This is a genomic window from Micromonospora sp. CNZ297 (assembly GCF_007827625.1).
This window is the reverse complement of record NZ_VISU01000022.1, coordinates 19,577-41,272: the sequence shown is the minus strand read 5'-3', so window position 1 is coordinate 41,272 and position 21,696 is coordinate 19,577. Positions and strand designations below refer to the sequence as shown.

At 72.9% G+C, this 21,696-nt stretch carries 20 protein-coding genes; 13 read left to right on the top strand and 7 right to left on the bottom strand.

Annotated features, from left to right (window positions below):
- Entirely contained in the window at positions 1-693 is a 693-nt protein-coding gene (locus FB454_RS28360) for a response regulator (RefSeq protein ID WP_486485475.1), read from the bottom strand.
- Entirely contained in the window at positions 669-1,904 is a 1,236-nt protein-coding gene (locus FB454_RS28355) for a sensor histidine kinase (protein WP_013284325.1), read from the bottom strand. The genes FB454_RS28360 and FB454_RS28355 overlap by 25 nt, the downstream gene beginning before the upstream one ends.
- A gap of 132 nt (positions 1,905-2,036) precedes the next feature.
- Here FB454_RS28355 and FB454_RS28350 point away from each other — a divergent pair, with 132 nt between their 5' ends.
- From FB454_RS28350 to FB454_RS28320, 7 genes are all read left to right on the top strand, one after another.
- Positions 2,037-2,936, top strand: a complete 900-nt coding sequence (locus tag FB454_RS28350) for an ABC transporter ATP-binding protein (protein WP_030272934.1) — start codon at positions 2,037-2,039, stop codon at positions 2,934-2,936.
- Entirely contained in the window at positions 2,933-3,718 is a 786-nt protein-coding gene (locus FB454_RS28345) for a hypothetical protein (protein ID WP_013284323.1), read from the top strand. The genes FB454_RS28350 and FB454_RS28345 overlap by 4 nt, the downstream gene beginning before the upstream one ends.
- Before the next feature lie 2 nt (positions 3,719-3,720).
- Entirely contained in the window at positions 3,721-4,425 is a 705-nt protein-coding gene (locus tag FB454_RS28340) for a YqeB family protein (RefSeq protein WP_145823832.1), read from the top strand.
- 116 nt (positions 4,426-4,541) lie between these two features.
- Positions 4,542-5,963, top strand: coding sequence for an amino acid permease (locus FB454_RS28335; RefSeq protein ID WP_145823831.1), 1,422 nt, complete (start codon positions 4,542-4,544; stop codon positions 5,961-5,963).
- Between the two features lie 124 nt (positions 5,964-6,087).
- Positions 6,088-6,909: a CDP-alcohol phosphatidyltransferase family protein gene (locus FB454_RS28330; RefSeq protein WP_486485472.1), complete on the top strand. Its 822-nt coding sequence runs from the start codon at positions 6,088-6,090 to the stop codon at positions 6,907-6,909.
- Positions 6,906-8,762: an alkaline phosphatase family protein gene (locus FB454_RS28325; protein ID WP_145823829.1), complete on the top strand. Its 1,857-nt coding sequence runs from the start codon at positions 6,906-6,908 to the stop codon at positions 8,760-8,762. Before FB454_RS28330 ends, FB454_RS28325 begins: the two co-directional genes overlap by 4 nt.
- A gap of 13 nt (positions 8,763-8,775) precedes the next feature.
- Positions 8,776-9,531: an FkbM family methyltransferase gene (locus FB454_RS28320; RefSeq protein ID WP_071098874.1), complete on the top strand. Its 756-nt coding sequence runs from the start codon at positions 8,776-8,778 to the stop codon at positions 9,529-9,531.
- Between the two features lie 9 nt (positions 9,532-9,540).
- Here the strand turns inward: FB454_RS28320 and FB454_RS28315 are convergent, their stop codons facing one another.
- Entirely contained in the window at positions 9,541-10,542 is a 1,002-nt protein-coding gene (locus tag FB454_RS28315) for an MBL fold metallo-hydrolase (RefSeq protein ID WP_071096563.1), read from the bottom strand.
- A gap of 139 nt (positions 10,543-10,681) precedes the next feature.
- On the bottom strand, positions 10,682-11,563 hold the full coding sequence (locus FB454_RS28310; protein ID WP_030272950.1) for a serine hydrolase: 882 nt from the start codon (positions 11,561-11,563) through the stop codon (positions 10,682-10,684).
- Positions 11,564-11,601: 38 nt separating this feature from the next.
- Between FB454_RS28310 and FB454_RS28305 the strand changes: the two genes are divergently transcribed.
- The 4 genes from FB454_RS28305 (at position 11,602) to FB454_RS28290 (ending at position 15,858) form a co-directional block, all read left to right on the top strand.
- Positions 11,602-12,579 carry a LysR substrate-binding domain-containing protein gene (locus tag FB454_RS28305; protein ID WP_145823828.1) on the top strand — a complete coding sequence of 326 codons (978 nt, stop codon included), beginning with the start codon at positions 11,602-11,604 and terminating at the stop codon, positions 12,577-12,579.
- Between the two features lie 40 nt (positions 12,580-12,619).
- Positions 12,620-13,795, top strand: a complete 1,176-nt coding sequence (locus FB454_RS28300; protein ID WP_145823827.1) for an endonuclease — start codon at positions 12,620-12,622, stop codon at positions 13,793-13,795.
- 117 nt (positions 13,796-13,912) lie between these two features.
- Positions 13,913-14,767 (top strand): aldo/keto reductase, encoded by an 855-nt coding sequence (locus FB454_RS28295; protein WP_030272954.1) that lies wholly within the window; start codon positions 13,913-13,915, stop codon positions 14,765-14,767.
- Between the two features lie 107 nt (positions 14,768-14,874).
- Positions 14,875-15,858 carry an aldo/keto reductase gene (locus FB454_RS28290; protein ID WP_145823826.1) on the top strand — a complete coding sequence of 328 codons (984 nt, stop codon included), beginning with the start codon at positions 14,875-14,877 and terminating at the stop codon, positions 15,856-15,858.
- A gap of 45 nt (positions 15,859-15,903) precedes the next feature.
- Here FB454_RS28290 and FB454_RS28285 read toward each other — a convergent pair whose 3' ends face one another.
- The 3 genes from FB454_RS28285 to FB454_RS28275 are packed head-to-tail and all read right to left on the bottom strand — an operon-like array spanning position 15,904 to position 19,425.
- Complete coding sequence (locus FB454_RS28285) at positions 15,904-17,451, bottom strand: collagen binding domain-containing protein (protein WP_145823825.1); 1,548 nt, start codon at positions 17,449-17,451, stop codon at positions 15,904-15,906.
- 16 nt (positions 17,452-17,467) lie between these two features.
- Positions 17,468-18,847, bottom strand: coding sequence for an IS607 family element RNA-guided endonuclease TnpB (gene tnpB / locus FB454_RS28280; RefSeq protein ID WP_145755054.1), 1,380 nt, complete (start codon positions 18,845-18,847; stop codon positions 17,468-17,470).
- Positions 18,844-19,425, bottom strand: coding sequence for an IS607 family transposase (locus tag FB454_RS28275; RefSeq protein ID WP_047893371.1), 582 nt, complete (start codon positions 19,423-19,425; stop codon positions 18,844-18,846). The genes tnpB and FB454_RS28275 overlap by 4 nt, the downstream gene beginning before the upstream one ends.
- A gap of 406 nt (positions 19,426-19,831) precedes the next feature.
- Between FB454_RS28275 and FB454_RS28270 the strand changes: the two genes are divergently transcribed.
- Positions 19,832-20,845, top strand: a complete 1,014-nt coding sequence (locus FB454_RS28270; RefSeq protein ID WP_013284309.1) for a daunorubicin resistance protein DrrA family ABC transporter ATP-binding protein — start codon at positions 19,832-19,834, stop codon at positions 20,843-20,845.
- Positions 20,842-21,696 carry an ABC transporter permease gene (locus FB454_RS28265; RefSeq protein WP_013284308.1) on the top strand — a complete coding sequence of 285 codons (855 nt, stop codon included), beginning with the start codon at positions 20,842-20,844 and terminating at the stop codon, positions 21,694-21,696. Before FB454_RS28270 ends, FB454_RS28265 begins: the two co-directional genes overlap by 4 nt.

Sequence of the window (21,696 nt, the reverse complement as noted above, 5' to 3'; positions counted from 1 at the left end):
TCAGACCAGGCCGGCGTCCTGGACCAGCAGGGCCACCTGCACGCGGTTGTTCAGGTCGAGCTTCGTCAGCAGGCGCGACACGTACGCCTTCACGGTCGCCACGCTCATGAACAACTCGGCGGAGATCTCCGCGTTGGTCCGGCCCCGGCCGAGCAGCACCGCGACCTCCCGCTCCCGCTCGGAGAGGCCGTCGAGCAGCCGTACCGCCCGCTCCCGCTTCGGGTCCGGGCTCGCCACCGGCGCGGTGCCGGTGACGTGCGCGATGAGCTTGCGGGTCACCGCCGGGGACAGCGTCGCCTCCCCCGCCGCGACCCGGCGTACCGCCGCCACGATCTCGGCCGGCGGGGTGTCCTTGAGCAGGAAGCCGCTCGCCCCGGCGCGCAGCGCCCGCAGCACCTGCTCGTCGGCGTCGAACGTGGTGAGCACCAGCACCTCGGGCGGTTCCGGGGTGGCCCGCAGCGCCTCGATGGCGGCCAGCCCGTCGACCCGGGGCATGCGGATGTCCATCAGCACCACGTCCGGGGCGTACGCGGCGACCGCCGCCGGCACCTCGGCGCCGTCGGTGGCCTCGCCGACCACCGCCAGGTCGGGTACGCCGCCGAGGATCATCGACAGCGCGCCGCGGACCAGCGGGTCGTCGTCGACGATCAGCACCCGCACCGGCGCGCTCACCGGGCCGCCCAGGGCAGCCAGGCGGTCAGCCGGAAACCGCCGTCGGCGTCCCGCCCGTGTTCGAGGCGGCCACCGGCGAGCGTGACCCGTTCCGCGATCCCGACCAGCCCGGTGCCGGCGCCGGGAATGGCGGTGGGCGACGCGCCGACCGGCCACGGGTTGTGGATCTCCACCGCCAGCCCGTCCCCCGGGCCGCCCGCCAGCCGGACCGTGACCACCGCGCCGGGCGCGTGCTTGCGGGCGTTGGTCAGCCCTTCCTGCACGATCCGGTACGCGCTGCGCCCGATCGCCGCGGGCACCGCCTCCGGCTCGATCACCTCGTCGACCACGGTGACCCGTACCCCGGCGTCGCGGCTCTCGGCGACCAGCGCGGGCACGTCGGCCAGCGTGGGCTGCGGCCGTTCCGGCGTGGCCTCGGAGCCGACCTCGGCCCGCAGCACGCCGATCACCTCGCGCAGGTCCTGGAGCGCGGCGTGCGCGCTGGCCCGGATCACCCCGGCCGCCCGCGCCACCTCCTCCGGCGGCGCGTCCGGCCGGAACTCCAGCGCGCCCGCGTGCAGGCTGAGCAGGGAGATCCGGTGGGCGAGCACGTCGTGCATCTCCCGGGCGATCCGGCCGCGTTCGAGCTGCCGGGCCTGGTCGAGCCGGAGCTGCTGCTCGGCCTCGGCCCGCTCGGCCCGGTCACGCAGGGACAGCACGAGCTGGCGGCGGGCGCGGACGAACAACGCCCACGCCACCACCACGCAGATGAACAGCCCGGTCCACACGGCGGAGGCCCAGACCGGCAGCGTCGGGTCGGGCCGGACCGCGAGGTAGACCGGCAGGCTCAACAGTTGCCAGGCCACCAGCGCCAAGCCCACCGGCAGCGGCCGGTGGACCAGCACGGTGAACACGATGACCAGCAGCGCGACACCGCCGGTGACCGAGAAGAGCGCCAGCGGCGCGGTCGCCACCGCGAGCCCGACCGGCCAGCGCCGGCGCAGCCAGAGCGCGCCGCTGACGAGCAGGCCGACGAGCAGGTCGACCTCCTCCAGCCAGGCCGGACCGGCGTTGAGGCCGAACTCCGGGGTGGCGCTGGTCACGTCGCCGTGCGCGATCAGCACCCAGAGCAGCGAGGCCACGAACAGCACGCCGTCCACGAACCAGTCCCGCGGGGTCCGCCGGGCGGCTCGGGCGGGCACCAGGGAGCCCGGCAGGAGCCAGGGATGATCGGGTACGGCGGCACTGGTCACCCGTCCATGCTAGGAAGCCCTCCGGACCGGCTACCAGCTACCAAAGTCGACGCCTGCGGTGAACCGAGGTCGACGGCGGCGCAGACCGCCGGCCGCAGCGCGTGACCGGTTGGCCCCGGCAGGCTCGACGGCATGATCGAAGTCGACCAGCTCACCAAGCGGTACGGTCCGCACACCGCCGTCGAGGACGTCACGTTCCGGTGCGAACCGGGTTCCGTGACCGGTTTCCTCGGGCCGAACGGCGCCGGGAAGTCCACCACGATGCGGATGATCTGTGGGATGACGCCGCCCACCTCGGGCGGCGCCACAGTCGGCGGACGCCCGTACCGGCACCTGCCCAACCCGGGACGGGAGATCGGCGTGCTGCTCGACGCCTCGGCGCAGCACGCCGGGCGCACCGGGCGGGAGACGCTCACGCTCGCCGCCCGCACCATGGGCGTGGACCGTGGGCGGGTGGCGGCGGTACTCGACCAGGTCGGGCTGAACGACACCGCGGCCCGGCGCCGCGTCGGCGCGTACTCCCTGGGCATGCGGCAGCGGCTCGGCCTGGCTCTGGCGCTGCTGGGCGACCCCCGGGTCCTGATCCTGGACGAGCCGGCCAACGGCCTCGACCCGGAGGGGATCTTCTGGATGCGCGGCCTGCTGCGCGACTTCGCCGACCGGGGCGGCACGGTGCTGCTCTCCTCGCACCTGCTGCGCGAGGTGGAGGCGGTGGCCGACCGGCTGGTGGTGATCGGCGGCGGCCGGGTGGTCGCCCAGGGCGGCAAGGACGAGCTGCTCGCCGGCGCCGGCACGCTCGTGCGCGCCCGCGACGCGCACGCCCTGCGCCTGACGCTGGACCGGGCCGCGCTGCCCGCCACCGCCGGCACCGACGGCGGCTTCGTGGTCCGGGCCGAGCCGGGCCAGGTCGGTCAGGCCGCGGCGGACGCCGGACTGGTCCTCACCGAACTGCGCCCGGCCGGCAGCGGTGGCCTGGAGCAGCTCTTCCTCACCCTCACCGCCGGCGCGTCGACCAAGGAGGCCGTCCGATGACCACCACTGCCGTTCCGACCGCCCCGCCGCGGCACGAGCCGGCCGTCGCCGGTCCTTCGCTGGCCCGGCTGACCGCCGTGGAGCTGCGCAAGCTCGCCGACACCCGGGCCGGACGCTGGCTGCTGATCACGATCGGGCTGATCGCCGCCGCGATCGTGGTGGTGCAGCTGTTCGTCGTCGACGCGCCGGACCAGACGTTCACCGCCTTCTTCACGCCGTCGCTGCTGCCGGTCGGGCTGCTGCTGCCGGTGCTCGGCATCCTCTCCATCACCGGCGAGTGGTCGCAGCGCAGCGCGCTCACCACGTTCGCGCTGGTGCCCCGCCGCGAGCGGGTGATCGTCGCCAAACTCGCAGCGGTGGTGCTCGCCGCGCTCGCCTCGGTGCTCGTCAGCCTGGCCGTCGCCGCCGCCGGCACGCTCGCCGCCCGCGCCAGCGGCGGGGCGGGCGCCTGGACGTTCGACTGGCAACTGCTGCCGCACGCGGCCGTGTTCCAGGTGGCGAGCGTGCTGATGGGCGCCGCCTTCGGCCTGCTGCTGCTGAACACGCCGCTGGCGATCGTCACCTACCTGCTGCTGCCCACGGTGTGGAGCCTGCTCGCCGCGATGATCTCCGCGCTGCGTGAGCCGGCCCGCTGGCTGGACACGTCGTACACGATGGAGCCGCTGCTCGGCGCCGAGATGAACGGCGGGCAGTGGGGCCGGCTCGGCGTCTCGCTCGCCGTCTGGGTGCTCCTGCCGCTGGTCGCCGGTCTGGTGCGCACCATGCGCCGGGAGGTGTCCTGACAGTGACCGCATGGCAACCCGGCGAGGACGTCGTGGTCGACGGCGGACGCGGCGAGCTGGTGCTGATGTGGGCGGGGTTCCCGCTGCTCGGGGCGGGGCTGGGCGCCGGGCTGACCGCGGTGTCCGGCTGGATCGCCGGGCTGGCCTGGTTCCCGTTCCAGGGCCTGTTCGAGTTGCTCGACCGGTGGCCGGACGATCGGGCGTACCCGATCGGGGCCGGGGTGGGCCTGCTCGGCGGCCTGTTCCTGGCGGTGGTGGCGGTCCGCGAGCGGCTGACCGTCACGGTCGGGCACCGGACGGTGCGGCTGCACCGCGACGGGCACGGGCAGGATCTGGCGCGCGCCGCCGTTGCGGGGGTGTTCGTCGACGGCAAGGCGCTGGTGCTGCTGGACACCGCCGGTGGCGAGCTGGCCCGGGAGAAGTCCGACCTGGACGCCGAGCGGCTGCAGGAGGCGTTCACCCGGCAGGGCTGGCCGTGGACCGGGCAGGACCCGCACCGGGACGCGTACCGGCGGTGGGTGGAAGGACTGCCCGGCCTGCCGTCCGGCGCGGACGCCCTGCTGCGCGCCCGGCAGCGGGCGCTCGACGGCGGCCACGACGCCGAGACCCGGGAGTTGCACGGGGAGCTGGCCCGGCTCGGCGTGGTGGTCCGCGACGAGGGCAAGCGGCAGTACTGGCGGCTGGTCGCCGGCCCGCCGCCGGGGTGACCGCCGCCGCCGGGCTGCGATCTTCGCGCCGAGGATTTACGTTCGTCCATGCGGGTGCGGCTCGCCGGACGGCGGCGGCCCGGCCGGAGTACGTCGGTGCGACGGGAGGGACCGGCATGGCGGTGGGACAGGGCATCTTCCGGCGCAAGCCGGTCGAGCAGATCGCCGACGAGACCGACGCGGGCCTCTCCCGCGAACTGGGGTTGTGGCAGCTCACCGCGATCGGGGTCGGCGGCATCATCGGCGCAGGCATCTTCGCGCTGGCCGGGGCGGTGGCGAACGAGACCGCCGGCCCGGCCGTGCTGGTGTCGTTCCTGATCGCCGGTCTGGCCAGCGCCGCCGCCGCGCTGTCGTACGCGGAGTTCGCCGGCATGATCCCCAAGGCCGGCTCGGCGTACACCTACGGGTACGTGGTGCTGGGCGAGGCGGTCGGCTGGTTCATCGGCTGGGACCTGCTGCTGGAGTACACGGCGATCGTCGCCGTGGTGGCCATCGGCATCTCCGGCTACTTCGGCTTCCTCGTCAACGAGCTGGGCGCGGACCTGCCGGCATGGATGCTCGGCGCGCCCGGCACCGGCGACGGGCACCGGGTCGACCTGTTCGCTGTGGTGCTCTGCCTGCTCATCGCGTTCCTGCTGACCAGGGGCATCAGGGCCGCCGCCCGGTTCGAGACGTTCGTGGTGGGCCTCAAGGTCGCGGTCGTGCTGCTGGTGATCGTGGTCGGCTTCTTCCACGTGAAGACCTCCAACTACTCGCCGTTCTTCCCGTTCGGCGTCGGCGGCGCGATCACCGGCGCGGCCACCGTCTTCTTCGCGGTCTTCGGGTACGACGCGATGAGCACCGCCGCGGAGGAGTCGCGGGACGCCCGCCGGCACATGCCGAAGGCGATCATCTGGTCGCTGGTCGTCTCGATGGTGCTGTACGTGCTGGCCACGCTGGTGCTCACCGGCATGCAGAACTACCGGGACATCGACCCGGAGAGCGGCTTCTCCTCGGCGTTCGCGTCGGTCGGGCTCTCCGGGCTCGCAAGTGTGATCGCGGTCGGGGCGATCATCGGCATCCTCACCGTGATGTTCACGTTCATGCTCGGCGTGACCCGGGTGTGGTTCTCGATGAGCCGGGACGGGCTGCTGCCGGGCTGGTTCGCCAAGGTGCACCCGGTACGCCGGGTGCCGACCCGGGTCACCTGGATCGTCGGCGTCGGCTCGGCGCTGATCGCCGGCTTCCTGCCGATCCGGCAGGCCGCCGAGCTGACCAACATCGGCATCCTGCTGGCGTTCGTGGTGGTGTGCGTGGCGGTGATCGTGCTGCGCTACCGCCGTCCGGACGCACCGCGGACGTTCCGGCTGCCCGGCATGCCCGTGGTGCCGGCGCTCGGCGCGTTGTTCTCGATCTGGCTGATCACGTTCCTCGACCCGGTGACGTGGCTGCGGTTCGGCGCCTGGTTCCTGCTCGGCGCGCTCGTCTACGCGCTGTACGGCTACCGCCGTTCGGCGCTGGCCCGGCGCGACGAGGACACCGCCGACCGGGCGCGCTGACCGCGCGCCGCCCCGCCGGCCGACGTGACATGCCACATCCGCTGGCGCGTTTCCGGCATCAGAACGAACTGTTCGGGCATGTTCTCCGTACACACGTGTGGTTCGTGACGTCTACCTCGGAGGCATGGTGTCCGCACTTCGAACTGATCCATTCGCGGGGGCGATTCTCCAGGTCGGCGTACTCGCGGCCCTGGCCGGCACGGTCGGCCTGAGCGCGTACGGCTGGCTTGCCGGTCTGCTCTTCGGGGTGGTGACGGTCGCGGCGCTCGGATACGGGCTGCGCCGCTCGGGCGCGGACCGGCTCGGCCCGGCCGACTGGGTGACGCTCACCCGGGCGACGCTCACCGGCGGGGTTGCCGCGCTGACAGTCGACTCGTTCCGCGAGCCGATCGTGGTGCCGGTGCTCGTCGTCCTGAGCGCGGTGGCGCTGTCGCTGGACTGGGTCGACGGGCAGGTGGCCCGGCGTACCGGCACGGTGAGCGCGCTGGGCGCACGGTTCGACATGGAGGTCGACTCCTTCCTGGTCCTGGTCCTCTGCGGGTACGTCGCCGACCAGGTCGGTGCCTGGGTGCTGGTGATCGGCGCGATGCGGTACGTCTTCGTCGCCGCCGGCTGGGTGCTGCCGTGGATGCGCGGCTCGCTGCCTCTGCGCTACTGGCGCAAGGTGGTCGCCGCCACGCAGGGCATCGCGCTGGCGGTGGTGGCGGCAGGCGTCCTGCCCCGGCTGCTCGCGGTCGCGGTGCTTCTCGGCGCGCTCGCGATGCTCGTCGAGTCGTTCGGACGGGACGTCGCCTGGTTGTGGCGGCACCGCGTACCGTCGCGGCGGCGCCCGGTGGCGCTCCCGGCCGCGCCGGTGTCCCCCGCGCCCGCCGGTCACCGCTCCGAGTGGGCGCCGGGCGCGCGGATCGCGCGCGAGCCCGCCGAGGTCGGCGGGCGGCGCCCGTGACCGACCTGTCCCGCCGGGCGGACGGCGACGACGCCCCGAACGGCACCACGACCGACGGCACCGCGAACAACGGCACCACGACCGACGGCACCGCGACCGACGGCATCACGACCGACGGCACGACGGCCGAGAGCGAGCGCGCCACGAGTGAGCCGGGCGACAGTGCCACGTCCGACGCCGGCCCGGTCGACCGCACCCCCGGCCACACAGGGGCCGGGGACGACGGCGTCGCGACGCCCGGCCGACCGCGCGCCCGGCGGCTGCTCGCCGCGACGGTCACCGCGCTGGCCGCCGCACTCGTGCTGGTGGCGCTCGTCGCCCCGAGCGACGTCAACGAGTTCAGCCCTGGCGCGTTCCTGCGCATCCCGGTGGAAGGGCTGGTCGCCGTCGCCCTGCTGCTGGTCCTGCCGGCACGTCCGCGCCGGGTGGTGGCCACGATCCTCGGCGCGCTGCTCGGCCTGGTCCTCGTCCTCAAGGTCGCCGACCTCGGGTTCTCGCTGGTCCTGGACCGCCCCTTCGACCTGATCGCCGACTGGACGTTCCTCGGCGCGGGCGCGGAGTTCCTGTCCGAGTCGTACGGCCCGGCCGCCGAGGTGGGTGCGGTGGCGCTGGCAGTGGTCGCCGTTCTCGCCGTACCGCTGCTGGTGACGCTGTCGGCGCGGCGGCTGGCCCGGGTCGTGGCCGGCAACCGGGTGGTCTCCGCGCGCGCGACCACCGCGCTCGCCGCCGCCTGGGTGGTCTGCGCCGTGCTCGGCGCGCAGATCGTGCCGGGCGTCCCGGTCGCCGCAGACACGGTGGCGGCCGGTCTCTACGACCGTGCCCGGCAGGTACGGGCGGGCCTCAACGACCAGGAGACGTTGAACACGCAGCTCGCCGGCGACCCGTTCCAGAACGTGCCGGGCGACGAGCTGCTGACCGCGCTGCGCGGCAAGGACGTGCTGTTCACGTTCGTGGAGAGCTACGGCCGGGTCGCGCTGGAGGACCCGGACCTCGCACCGGAGGTGGACGCCGTCCTGGACGAGGGAACCCGCCAGTTGCGCGCGGCCGGATACGGCAGCCGCAGCGCGTTCCTCACCTCGTCCACCACCGGCGGCGGGAGCTGGCTCGCGCACGCCACGCTGATGAGCGGCATCCGGGCGGACAACCAGTTGCGCTACACCAACCTGGTGCGCAGCGACCACCTGACCCTCAACGGCGCGTTCAAGCGTGCCGGCTGGCGGACCACACTGGTCATGCCGGCGCTCACCCGGGCCTGGCCGGAGGCCGACTTCTTCTCCCCAGACCAGGTGTACGGCGTGAAGGAACTCGGCTACCGGGGGCCGCTGTTCAGCTTCTCCTCACCGCCGGACCAGTACACGCTGTCGACGTTCCAGCGCCGCGAGCGCGGACCCGGGCACGCACCCGTGATGGCCGAGATCCCGTTGCTGTCCAGCCACATCCCGTGGACGCCGGTGCCGCCGCTGGTGGACTGGGACGACGTCGGCGACGGCTCGGTCTACAAGGGGACCGCGCGCGCCGACCGCGCCAAGGAGGGCACCCGGGAGGCGTACCGGCAGTCGGTGGTCTACACGCTGCGCACGCTCATCTCCTACGTGCAGCGTTACGGTGACGAGAACCTGGTGCTCGTGTTCCTCGGCGACCACCAACCGGCCCGGGCGGTCACCGGCGAGGGCGCCGGCAAGGACGTGCCGATCACAGTCGTCGCCAAGGACCCGGCAGTGCTCGACCGCATCGCCGGGTGGGGCTGGCAGGACGGCCTCAACCCCGACCCGCAGGCCCCGGTCTGGCCGATGGAGTCGTTCCGTGACCGGTTCCTGCACGCGTTCGGACCGAAGTCCACCACTCACAGTTAGGGATGTCGTGACGATGCTCGCGCGGGCCTGGGGGATCACCCGTTCCCTGGCCGTCTACCACGGTCAGCCGGCCAAGCACCGGCGTGCCCGGCAGCTCTACGGGCAGTTCCTCTCCCCCGGCGACCTCGGCTTCGACATCGGCGCCCACGTCGGCGGCCGGGTGCGTACCTGGCGGCGGCTGGGCGCGCGGGTGGTCGCCGTGGAGCCGCAGCCGGACTGCCTGCGGGTGCTGCGCCTGGGCTTCGGGCGGGACGCCGACGTGACGATCGAGCCGACGGCGGTCGGTGCGCGGTCCGGCAGCGCGCGGCTGGAGCTGTCCAGCGCGACGCCGACGGTGTCCACCATGTCGTCGTCGTGGATCGAGTCGGTCACAGCCGATCCGAGCTTCGCCGGGGTCCGCTGGGACCGGTCGGTCGAGGTGCCTGTGGTGACGCTGGACGACCTGATCGCGCGGCACGGCGTACCGGCGTTCTGCAAGGTCGACGTCGAGGGCTTCGAGGTCGACGTGCTGGCCGGGCTCAGTCGTCCGGTGCGCGGGCTGTCGTTCGAGTACCTGCCGCCCGCGCACGACGCCGCGCTGGCCGCGCTGGAGCTGGTGGAGCGGCTGGGCGCGACGGCGGGCGGCTACCGCTACAACTACTCGCCGGTGGAGACCATGCGGTTCGCCGGCGACCGGTGGCTGGACGCGGCCGGGCTGGTACGCCTGCTGGAGACGTACCGCCCGTCCGGTCGCTCCGGCGACGTCTACGCCCGGCTGGCGGCCTCCTGAGCGGCGCCGTCAGAATCGGTACGCGGTGTGGTACTCCGGCACCAGCACGCGGCTGCGCGGCGAGACCCGGCGCACCTCGGCGACGAGGGCGTCGAGGCGTTCCCGGTCGCTGTCGGCGACAGTCGGCGGGTTGGTGAGCGGCGTCTCGAAGTTGTCCCAGTGCACCGGAACCACGACCTTCGGACGGTCCAGCGCGGCCATCAGCCGGGGCACGTAGTCGGCGGTCGCCGTGGTGGCGGCGGAGGCGACCATCGCGACGTCCGGGGCGAGCCCGCTGAGCTTGCGCTCGTCGAAGTCGCTGGCACCCATGAAGAACACGGCCGGGCCGCCGTCGATCCGGATCTGGTACGCCAGCGTGTCGCCCTCGGGCAGGTCGGCGATCGTCTCCGGACGGGGCGGCCGGCTGATCCGTACCCCGGGGAAGGCCATCGACCAGGTGGGGTTCCGGCTGTGCAGCGAGCCGATCACCTCCACCGTGTACCCGTCGAAGTCGAGCACCTCCCCGCCCTTGACCGGGGCCAGTTGCCCGGTCGGCAGCCCGTACGCCAGGCCGAGGTGATACGCGGTGAGCGTGCCGAAGACCCGGGCACCGGTCCGGGCGGCGATGTGCGGCACGTCGTTGAAGTGGTCCCAGTGGGTGTGGGTGACGAAGATGTTCTCCGCCCGGTCGGCGAGCCGGTCGACCACGTCGGCGGCCACTGTCAGCCGGGTGTCGGGGTTGAACGGCTTCCGGAACAGCCCGGTGTCGTACCGGCTCAGGTACGGGTCGACGAGCACCGTCCGGTCCCCGATGTCGATCCGCCAGCCGGAGGTCCCCCACCAGCGGAAGCTCACCGCGCCGCCGCGTCGCGTACCGCCGGCGGCGCGGCTCGGCGCGGCGACGGGGCTCGGCCCGGCGGCGCGGGCCGGGGCGCCGGCGACGAGTCCGGCGGTGGTGACGGCGGCGGCGCCGACCGCTGTGTCGCGTAGCAGTCGACGGCGGGCGTAGCCGGACGGCCGGTTCTCGGGCATGTGTCGTCCTCCCGTTCGGGATCGGTGATCGGTAGGCCCAGACCACCACCCCGCCGGCGTCGATGTCCAAGATCGACGAGCGCAACGACCGATATCCGGACCGATATCACCGCAGGCCAGGCCGGTGGCCCGGCCTGGATCAACGCAATGAATCGACGGCGGTCCGGGCCGCCTCCCCCATCGCCAGGTCCACGTCGATCCGGCGGGCGGCCAGCCGTTCGGTGCGTACCGCCACCGCGATCGCGTACCTGCGGCCGTCGGGGTACTCCGCGACGCCGGCTTCGAGGTGCAGTCCCGGCAGGGTGCCGGTCTTCCCGGCGACCCGGACCCCGGGTGGGAAACCGGCGGCCAGCCGGGTCCAGAAGAGCTGCCGTGCCATCAGCTCCCGGACCATGGCGCACGCGGGCGCCGGGCCGGCCTCGTCCCGCCACACCAGACGCAGCAGCCGGGTCAGCTCCCGGGCGGTGCTGGAGCTGGTGTGCTCGGGGTCGAAGACCCGCATCGCGCGGACCCGTTCGGGCGACAGGGTGGGGAAGATCCGCGCGAAGTCCGCCTCGGTGCGTGCGCCCACGTCGGAGAGCATCGTCTCGACGAGTTGCCGGGGGCCGCCGACGATCCGGGTACGCGGCAGGTCCAGCTCCGCGGCCAGCATCGGCAGCACGTCCGCCCCGATCCGGCGCAGGAGCAGGTCGGCCGCCGTGTTGTCACTCACCGACATGGCCAGGTACGCGAGGTCGCGCAGGGAGACCTCCACGTCGTCGGCGCAGCCGGCCACGCCCCAGCCGCCGAGCCGGTCGGCGGCACCGACGAGCACCCGTTCGGTCGGGTCGAGCTGGCCGGCGGCCGCCTGCCGGGCGAACTCCAGCACCACCATGATCTTGAAGACGGAGGCGATGACGATCTGCTCGTCGGCGCGCAGCGCCACCTCACCGCCGGCCGGGTCGTCCACGTCCACGACGTGCAGGCAACCCCGCACCCCGGCCCGCCCGAAGATCTCCCCGATCCGTTCCGCCACATCCACGCCGACACGGTAACCAGCGGCGACGCTAGGGTGCCCGGATGGACCTGCTGCGGCACCTGCGGCATTTCGTGGTGGTCGCCCGGGAACTGCACTTCGGCCGGGCCGCCGAGACGCTGGGCATGGCACAGCCGCCGCTGAGCCAGTCGATCCAGCGGTTGGAGCGGGAGCTGGGCGTCACCCTGTTCGACAGGTCACAGCGCCAGGTCGGCCTCACCACCGCCGGCCAGTTGCTGCTCGGCGAGGCCGACGAGCTGCTGGCCGGTGAACGCCGGCTGCGTCACCTCGCCGAGCGGGTCCGCCGGGGCGCGCTCGGGGTGCTGCGCGCCGGCGTACCCCCGGAGACCCCGGCCGTGACGTTGCGCGCGCTGCTCGACGCGCTCGCGGCCCGCGCGCCCGGGCTCGCCCTCGACCTGCACGAACTGACGAGCGCCGAGCAGCACCGGATGCTCGCGGACGGGCGGCTGGACGTCGGCCTGCTGCACCATCCGGTCGACGAGGCCGGGCTGCGCTTCGGCGAGCCGGTGGACGTACCGGTGGGTGTGCTGCTGCCCCGGGCCTCGCCGCTGGCCCGGCCGCGGGAGATCGCGCTCGCCGATCTGGCCGGCATGGACCTGGTCACCGCGCCACCGGCCACCGCGCCCGGCTGGCACGAGCATCTGCTGACCGTGTGCCGGCAGCACGGTTTCGCCCCGGCCCGGGTCCGCCCCGCGCGCAACCCGGAGTTCCTGTTCGGTCTGCTCCTGGCCGGCGGCGCGGTCGCCGTCGAGCCCGCCGCACTGGCCCGCCGGGAACCACGTGTCGCGTGGCGACCGATCACCGGTACGCCGCTGGTCCGGCGGATCTCCGCGGCCTGGCCGATCCGGGCGGCGCACCCGGCCGCGCCGATGTTCGGCCACCTCGCCACCGAGACGCTCGCCGCGCCCGACGAACCGGGCGGGCCGGCGCTCCTCGCCCCGGCGGCCCGGCCGTGGCCGGTGCTGTTCGAGGCCGGCCGGGACGAAAAGTTGGCCCGCTGACCTCCCGCAGTTCACCTCGATCCGACTAACATCGCTGATCATGAATATGAAGCGTGTCACCCGCTCGCGACCCGGGCGGTTGATCGCGGCGGTCGTGCTCGCCGTCGCGGTCGGTATCCCGCTCGGCGTGACCGGCGCCGCGTCGGCCGCGACACCCCTGACCGTGGCTCAGGCGCTCGCCGCCCAGGACGGCCGGACGGCCACCGTCACCGGCTACGTCATCGGCCAGCCCACCGCCACCAACACGGTGCTCACGTCCGGCTTCACCGCCGACACCGCGATCGCCCTCGCCGACCAGGCCGGCGAGACCGGCACCGGCCGGATGCTGTACGTGCAGGTGACGGCCGCCTGGCGGAGCACCTTCGGGCTGCTCACCAACCCGTCGCTGCGAGGGCGGCAGGTGACCGCGACCGGCGCGCTCACCGCGTACTTCAGCCACGGCGGGCTGAAGAACCCGACCGCGATGAGCCTCGGCGGCGGCGCCACGCCGAGTCCCACGCCGACCCCGAGCCCGACCGGCACCGCCGTGCCGGACACGTACTACGCGGCCGCGGCCGGCAAGACCGGGCCGGCGCTGCGCACCGCGCTGCACGGCATCATCAAGGTGCAGACGAAGCTCAGCTACGACCAGGTGTGGGACGCGCTCAAGGACACCGACCAGGATCCGGCCAACCCGGCGAACGTGGTCCTGCTCTACAGCGGACGGTCGCAGAGCAAGACGAGCAACGGCGGCGGCGCGAACGACTGGAACCGGGAGCACGTCTGGGCCAAGTCGCACGGCGACTTCGGCACCGCCACCGGGCCCGGCACCGACGTGCACCACCTGCGCCCGGAGGACGTGTCGGTCAACTCGTCGCGCGGCAACAAGGACTTCGACTCGGGCGGCGGCACGGTGGCCGAGGCGCCCGGCTGCTACACCGACGCCGACTCGTTCGAGCCGCGCGACGCGGTCAAGGGCGACGTGGCCCGCATGATCCTCTACATGGCGATCCGGTACGAGGGTGGCGACGGCTGGCCGGACCTGGAACCGAACGACTCGGTCTCCAACGGCTCCGCGCCCCGGCTCGGGCGGCTGTCGAAGCTGCTGGCCTGGAACGACCAGGATCCGCCGGACGCCTTCGAGAAGCGCCGCAACCAGCGCATCTACGAGCGCTGGCAGGGCAACCGCAACCCGTTCGTCGACCACCCCGAGTGGGCGCGGTCGATCTGGGGTTGACGCTCGTCCCCGATGTGAGGAAGCGTCGCGAGCGGGTAGAGACATCCGGTTGGCACGGCCGGGGGCGGTCGGCACGGACGCGCCCCCGGGCACCGCACGATCGGAGATGAGGCTCTCATGGCCCAGAACGACATTCCGGACATCGCGCTCAACGACGGCAACACCATCCCGCAGCTCGGCTTCGGCGTCTTCCAGATCGAGCCGAAGGACACCGTCCGGGCCGTCGGCACCGCGCTGGAGGTCGGCTATCGGCACATCGACACCGCCCAGATGTACGGCAACGAGGCCGAGGTGGGTCAGGCGCTGCGTGCCTCCGGGCTGGACCGCGGCGAGGTCTTCGTCACCAGCAAGCTGAACAACGGCTTCCACCGCCCGGACGACGCCCGCAAGGCGTTCGAGCAGTCGCTGCGGGAGCTGAAGTTCGACTACCTCGACCTGTTCCTGATCCACTGGCCGCTGCCCACCCGCTACGACGGCGACTTCGTCTCCACCTGGAAGGTGCTGGAGGAGCTGCGTGACGCGGGCACGGTCCGGTCGATCGGCGTGTCCAACTTCCAGGTCGCCCACCTGGAGCGGCTGGCCGCCGAGGCGGACGTGGTGCCGGCGGTCAACCAGATCGAGGCGCACCCCTACCTCGGCAACGAGGAGGTGCGGGCGTACGACAAGGCGCACGGCATCCTCACCGAGGCGTGGTCGCCGATCGCGCAGGGCAAGGTGCTCGACGACCCGACAGTCGTCGACGTGGCCGAGCAGGTCGGCCGGACCCCGGCCCAGGTGGTGCTGCGCTGGCACGTGCAGCGCGGCGACATCGTCTTTCCGAAGTCGACCACGCCGAAGCGGATCGAGGAGAACTTCGCGATCTTCGACTTCACGCTCGACGACACCGCGATGGAGCGGCTCACCTCGCTGGACCGGGGCGAGGCCGGCCGGACGGGCCCGAACCCGGACGAGTTCGACTACATCCCGAGCTGAGCGTCACGCGTCGGAGGGGCCCCGGAATCCCGGGGCCCCTCCGTTGTTGACTTCGCGCGCACTCGAAGGGGCAGGGTGGCCGGCAGAGCTCCGACGGGGAGGAAGACATGCGCTACCGCACCATCGGCACGGACCCGGCCACGCGTCGCGAGGTCAGTGTGCTGAGCCTCGGCGCGATGCTGTTCGGCACCGCCACCGACGAGGCCACCTCGTTCGCCGTCCTCGACCGGTACGTCGAGGCGGGCGGCACCTTCATCGACACCTCGGACAACTACGCCTTCTGGCACAACGGGGGCCAGGGTGGCGAGAGCGAGGAGCTGCTCGGCCGCTGGCGGCGCAGCCGCGGAATCGGCGGCGAGGTGGTCATCGCCACGAAGCTCGGCGCCCGTCCGCTCGCGCCCGGCACCAGCTATGTGGACAACCCGGAAGGGCTGTCGGCCAAGGTGATCCGCGAGTCCGCCGAGCGCAGCCGGGAGCGCCTCGGCGTCGAGCGGATCGACCTGCTCTACGCCCACATCGAGGACCGGACGATCCCGATGCGGGAGACCGTGGAGGGCTTCGCCGAGCTGGTCGCCGAGGGCACGGTGGGGCTGCTGGGCGCCAGCAACCACCGCGCCTGGCGGGTCGAGCGGGCCCGTGCGCTCGCCGCCGCGGCCGGCCTGCCCGGGTACGAGGTGCTCCAGTACCACCGCAGCTACCTGCCCCGGCGGCTGGACGTGCCGAGCGAGCTGGACCCGGACGGCGACGTCGGCTGGGTCGGCCCCGACCTGCTCAGCTACCTGCGCACGGAGCCGCAGCTCACGCTGGTCGCGTACTCGCCGCTGCTGAAGGGCGCGTACGTCCGGCCGGAGCGGCTCGGCGAGGAGTACGTGGTGCCCGCCACCCCCGCCCGGCTGGCGGCGCTGCGGGCGGTGGCCGCCGAGACCGGTGCCACAGTCAACCAGGTGGTGCTGGCCTGGCTGACGGGCGGGGACATCCCGTCGATCCCGCTCGTCGGTTTCTCCTCGGTGGCGCAGCTGGAGGAGAGCCTTGCCGCCGTCGACCTGGAGCTGACCGCCGAGCAGCGGACCCGGCTGGACTCGGTGCGCTGACCGGCGCCGGGCCGGGTGGCTCGCACGCCACCCGGCCCGTGCCGCTCAACCGGCGGGGAACCGGTCGACAGCGACGTCGAGCCGCAGGGTGCCGGTGCCCGGCAGGGTCACCTCGGTGGCGTCGGCCGGGCGGGCCGCGCCGTCGTACCAGCCGGCGTACAGGACGTAGGGCGGCGTCCACAGCCACGCCACGGTGACCGGCTGGGGGCCGAGCACGCGCAGCGCGTACTCGCCGTCGCGATCCAGATCCAACGTATAGCCGATGACCTCACGGGTACGCGCGTTGCGCACCGTCAGCTCGGCGACCACCGGGCGGCCCTCCGGGTCGACGAGCCGGCCGGTGACCAGGACGCCACGCCGCACGGCGAGGTTGTAGACGGTGGTGGCGCCGGCCCGGACCGTGACCGGCACGGCCTTGCCGCGCAGGGCGAACCCGCCGGACCACTGGGCGGCGTTGTCGGCAGTGGTGAACAGCAGCGGCCAGGCGTACGGGCCGAGCCAGTCGATCCGGTAGCGGCCCTGCGCGTCCAGCTTCACACCCCAATCCAGGAAGAAGCCCGACTCGGGCGCGAGCGTCACGGCGCCGGAGGTCGCCGGCCTGCCGGTGGCCGCGCTGGTCACGGTGCCGGTGACGACACCGGCGCGGTCGAGCCGGATCGGGGGCACGGTGACCGTCTGCCCGGCCCGGAGGGTGACCACCCGGGCCTGCTTCGCGTCGCCGGTGCCGCCGGTCGCGCCGACCCACTGCGCGCCGTACGCCGATCCGCCGGCGGGACGGGCGAACAGGTTCCAGGAGCCGGCCGCGACCAGGCCGACGCGGACGTTCCCGGAGGCGTCGGAGCAGTACCGTCCCGGGTTGTCGGGAAGCTCGCCGGTACCGGCGGGCACCGGCGTCACACAGGCCCCGGCGACGGGCGCGCCGGTCGCCGCGTCGACCACCCGGGAGACCACGTTCGCGGCCGGGGTCAGGACGACCACGGCGGTGCCGCTGCCGTCGGCCAGGACGTTCACCGTGGCGTAGCGGGGCAGGTGGGTGTCGTCGCGGGTGTAGACCCACACCTCCTGCGGGCCGGGGATCAGCGGCGGGACGGTCACCCGGGTGTCGCCGCACGGATTGCGCCGGGGGTCGAGGAACACGCACAGCCCGTCGACCGCGGCGCCGGTGACCGCGTCGCGCGCCCGCAGGGTCGACCCGCTGGGCGCGAGCAGGCGCTCGGAGACCTCCGTCGTGTCCCCCGCGGACACCCGGACCGTTCCGGCCTGCGCCCAGCTGGTCCGGCCCGGCACCCACTGCCTCAGCACCTCGTCGTCCTGGCCGTCGCTGTACACCGGGGTGACAGCGATCTTGTAGTCGCCGGCCGGCACCTCCACGCTGAGCTGCCCGGACTCGTCCAGCGGCAGGAGGTCCTTGTCGTAGCTGCTGTCGGCGGCCGTCACGGCGACGTTACCGGCGGCCGGGCTGCCGTCGAGCCTGCTGACGGTCAGGTGGAGCACGCCTGCCGGATCCGCCGCCGCACCGGCGGCGGTGGGTGCGGCGGTGACGGCCAGGGCCGCCACGGCGAGTGCGCCGAGCACTCTTCGGACGATGGACACGGTGGACCGTTACCTTTCAGTGCGCTCTAGCGAACGCGCGGATGGTAGTCCTGCCTTGTGGTAGGACGGTCCCGGTCTGACCCGCGGATGCGGTGCCGGGTTGACGTTTCACGGACACCTGCCCGCGTATGCGGGTCTTCCGGTCGTCTCCACGTCCTGCCACCGGGCCACTCCCGGCGGTGTCGAACTCAGCCGCCAGCGCGGCCAGGTTACGGGCGGCGTTGCGGTCACGGTCGATGACCAGACCGCACGCCTCGCATTCGTACTCGCGCTCGTGCAGGGCGAGTTTGGTTTTCACCGCGCCGCAGCCCGAGCAGGTCTTCGAGGACGGATACCAGCGGTCGGCCAGCAGCAGCCGACCACCGTTCCATTCGGTCTTGTACGTCAGTTGGCGGCGAATCTCCGCGAACCCGGCGTCAGCGATGTGCCGGGCCAGCCTGCGGTTGGCGAGCATCCCGGTCACGTTGAGGTCTTCGACCACCACCGTGCCGTGCTCGCGGGCGAGGCGGGTGGTGAGCTTGTGCAGCCCGTCGCGGCGCAGGTTCGCCACCCGGGCGTGCGCACGGCCGAGCCGAGTCGCAGCCTGTTCCCACCGCTTAGACGCCCGTCTGCCGGTGCGTCGGTCCGGGCCGGTCTTACGCGACAGCGCACGGCCGAGCACGCGCATCCGCTGCTGCGCGGCCAGGAGGTGACGTGGGTTATCGACCATCTCGCCGGTAGACAGGACCGCGAGGTGCTTGATGCCGACATCCACGCCGACGACCGAGGAGGGGTGCGCCGGTTGGCGCTCGGTGCGCTCGACCTCCACGGTGAAGGAGACGTGCCACCGGCCGCCGTCGCGGCGCACGGTTGCGGACATGATCCGGGCGGTGCCGTTGTCCAGGCGGCGGGCGAGTTTGCGGGCGGACTCGTGCAACTTCAGGCGGCCCAGCCGGGGCAGCACCACATGCTTTCGGTCGGGTTCGACCCGGATCGCCCCGGTGGTGAACCGCACGCTCGGTGTGGCGCGGCGGCGGGACTTGAACCGGGGGAAGCCGACCGGTTTCCCGGCTCGTTTGCCGTTACGGGAGTCGGCCCAGTTCTTCAACCCGCGAGCGAGCGCGTCGAGGCCGGTGTTGAACGCCTCCTTCGACACCTCGCCCCACCACGGCGCGACGTCGCCCTTCGCGTGGTTCCATGCCTTACGCAGCCCGGCCAGGGACCAGGACAGCGACGGCGTCAACAGGTCGTCCTGAACGCCGTACGAGCGTTCGGCGGCCCGCTGGTCCATGACGGCCTTGACCTTCGCGAGCGCCCAGTTGTGAGCGACGCGGGCCGCCCCCGCGTGGGCAAGAACATTGCGTTCCTGGCCGGAGGTGAGGTCGAGGGCGAACCGGTACGCCTGGATCGTTCTCACGCCGGACTTTCCTCGGTGGCAGCCTCGACCGCGCGGCGAGCGCGGTTAGCGGCGGCGCGGCGGCCGTAGAGACGGGCGCATAGTGAGGTCAGGATCTCGGTGACGTCGCGGACCAGGTCGTCGTCGACCTCCGCCGGGTCCACGACGAGCAACCGGCGGCCCTGCGCTGAGAGAGCAGCCTCAACGTATTCGGCGCCGAAGCGGGCGAACCGATCACGGTGTTCGACCACGATCGTTGATACAGCCGGGTCGCGCAGCAGGGCGAGGAACTTCTTGCGGTGCCCGTTGAGTGCGGAGCCGACCTCGGTCACCACCCGGTCCACACCGAGTTTCTGGCCGGTGGCCCAGACGGTCACCCGAGCGACCTGTCGATCCAGGTCGGGCTTTTGATCGGCGGACGACACGCGGGCGTACACGACCGTCTGCCCGGTTCCGGCCGGCGTGCCGGTGACCGGCTCTCCGACCATGATCAGGCGGCCGATCCGGTATGTGGGAACGGGCAGCGTCCCGGCTGCGTACTGCCGCCGAGCGGTGATGTACGCGATGCCGGTCGACGCCGCCCATTCCTTCAGGTTCACCCGATCACTATAGCTTCCCCAAGAGCGCCAAAGATGCACGAAACAGCAACAGTTTGTTACCCCTCTCGGTTTCAATGCGCAGAGAGGCGCCCGCGTAACCACAACCGGGACGCGCCCCCGTGCGTCGGATGCCGGCGCAGCATATGGCAGGCGATCGATCAAGCACTGTCCACGATCGGTCATCCGGCGGGCTGCTGCGGGAACGGTCATAACCCCGCCTTCCTCCCGTACCGGCCGTCGTCGGCCGGGAATCGCCACCGCCAGATCGGATCTGGCGGGCCGTCTGGCGCCTTCGGGGCGAGGCCGGCACAACACCACAGCTTCCCGGCCTCGTTGAAACAGGCGATCGGTCGGGCGGCACACCCGTACGGCTGTCGAGAACACCGACGAGGAGAGGTAGCGATTCATGAGCAACCGGAACACCGGCCTGGCCGTCGAGGCCGAGGGCCTGGTCCGGTCCTTCGGTTCGACCCGGGCACTCGACGGGCTGGACCTGCGGGTTCCCGCCGGCACCGTCTACGGAGTGCTGGGCCCGAACGGCGCCGGGAAGACCACCGCCGTACGGGTGCTGGCAACGCTGTTGCGCCCGGACGGCGGCACGGCCCGGGTCTTCGGACACGACGTGGTGCGTGACGCCGACGCGGTGCGCTCCCGGGTGAGCCTGACCGGCCAGTACGCCTCGCTGGACGAGGACCTGACCGGGGCGGAGAACCTGGTCCTGCTGGGCCGGCTGCTCGGGCTGGGCCGGTCCGGCGCCCGGGACCGGGCCGAGCAGCTGCTCGCCGCGTTCGGGCTGACCGAGGCGGCGGGGCGGCAGGTGAAGAAGTACTCCGGCGGGATGCGGCGGCGCATCGACATCGCCGCGAGCATCCTCAACACCCCGGACCTGCTGTTCCTCGACGAGCCGACCACCGGGCTGGACCCGCGCAGCCGCAACCAGGTGTGGGCGATCGTGCGGGCTGTGGTGGCGTACGGCACGACGGTGCTGCTGACCACGCAGTACCTGGACGAGGCGGACCAGCTCGCCGGCCGGATCGCTGTGGTCGACCACGGCCGGGTGATCGCGGAGGGCACCCCGGGCGAGTTGAAGGCGTCGATCGGCGCGGGCAGCGTCCACATCCGGCTGCGCGATCCGGGGCAGCGGCCGCAGGCCGAGCAGGTGCTGCGGGCGTCGCTCGGCGTACCGGTGCAGCTCGCCGCGGACCCGGCGGCGCTGACCGCCCGCGTCGGCGAGCACGGCACCGACCTGGAGGCGGGTACGCAGGCGGCGCGGGCGCTCGGCGAGCTGGCCGCCGCCGGCATCGTGGTGGACGACTTCTCCCTCGGCCAGCCCAGCCTGGACGAGGTCTTCCTGGCCCTGACCGACCACCCGGCCGTCCCGGCGGACGAGCGGGACGACGAACTGGAGACGGCGCGATGAGCGACACCGCGATCACCACCGGGCGGGCGCCGTCCGTCTACATGCCGTCCGCCGAGGCGCTGGCCACTGTGCTCGCCCCGGCCGAGCGGCCGGCCCGGCCCGGCGCGCTGTCGGCGTCGCTGACGTTCGGCTGGCGCGCGCTGCTGAAGATCAAGCACGTGCCCGAGCAGCTGTTCGACGTGACCGCGTTCCCGATCATCATGGTGCTGATGTTCACGTACCTGTTCGGTGGCGCGCTCGCCGACAGCCCGCGTGCGTACCTCCAGTTCTTCCTGCCCGGCATCATGGTCACGAGCGTCGTGATGATCACCATGTACACCGGGGTCGGGCTCAACAGCGACATCGAGAAGGGCGTCTTCGACCGGATCCGTACGCTGCCGGTCTGGCGGCCGTCGGCGCTCGTCGGGATGATCTTCGGCGACGTGCTGCGCTACGTCCTGGCCGCCGTGGTCATCCTCACCGTGGGCGTGGTGCTCGGCTTCCGTCCCGACGGCGGGCTGCTCGGGGTGCTGGCCGGAATCGGGCTGCTGGTGGTCTTCTCGTTCGCGTTCTCCTGGGTGTGGACGTTCTTCGGCCTGGTGCTGCGCAGCGAGAAGTCGGTGATGGGGACCAGCATGATGGTGCTGTTCCCGCTGACGTTCCTGAGCAACGTGTTCGTCGACCCGTCCACCATGCCCGGTTGGCTGCAGGCGTTCGTCAAGGTCAACCCGATCACCCAGCTCGTCACCTCGGTCCGAGCGGCGATGGCCGGCTCGATGGACGGCCCGAGCACCATGTGGATGCTGCTCTGGAGCGCCCTCTTCGTGGTCGTGTTCGGCACGCTGACGATGTACCGCTACAACCGTCGCTGA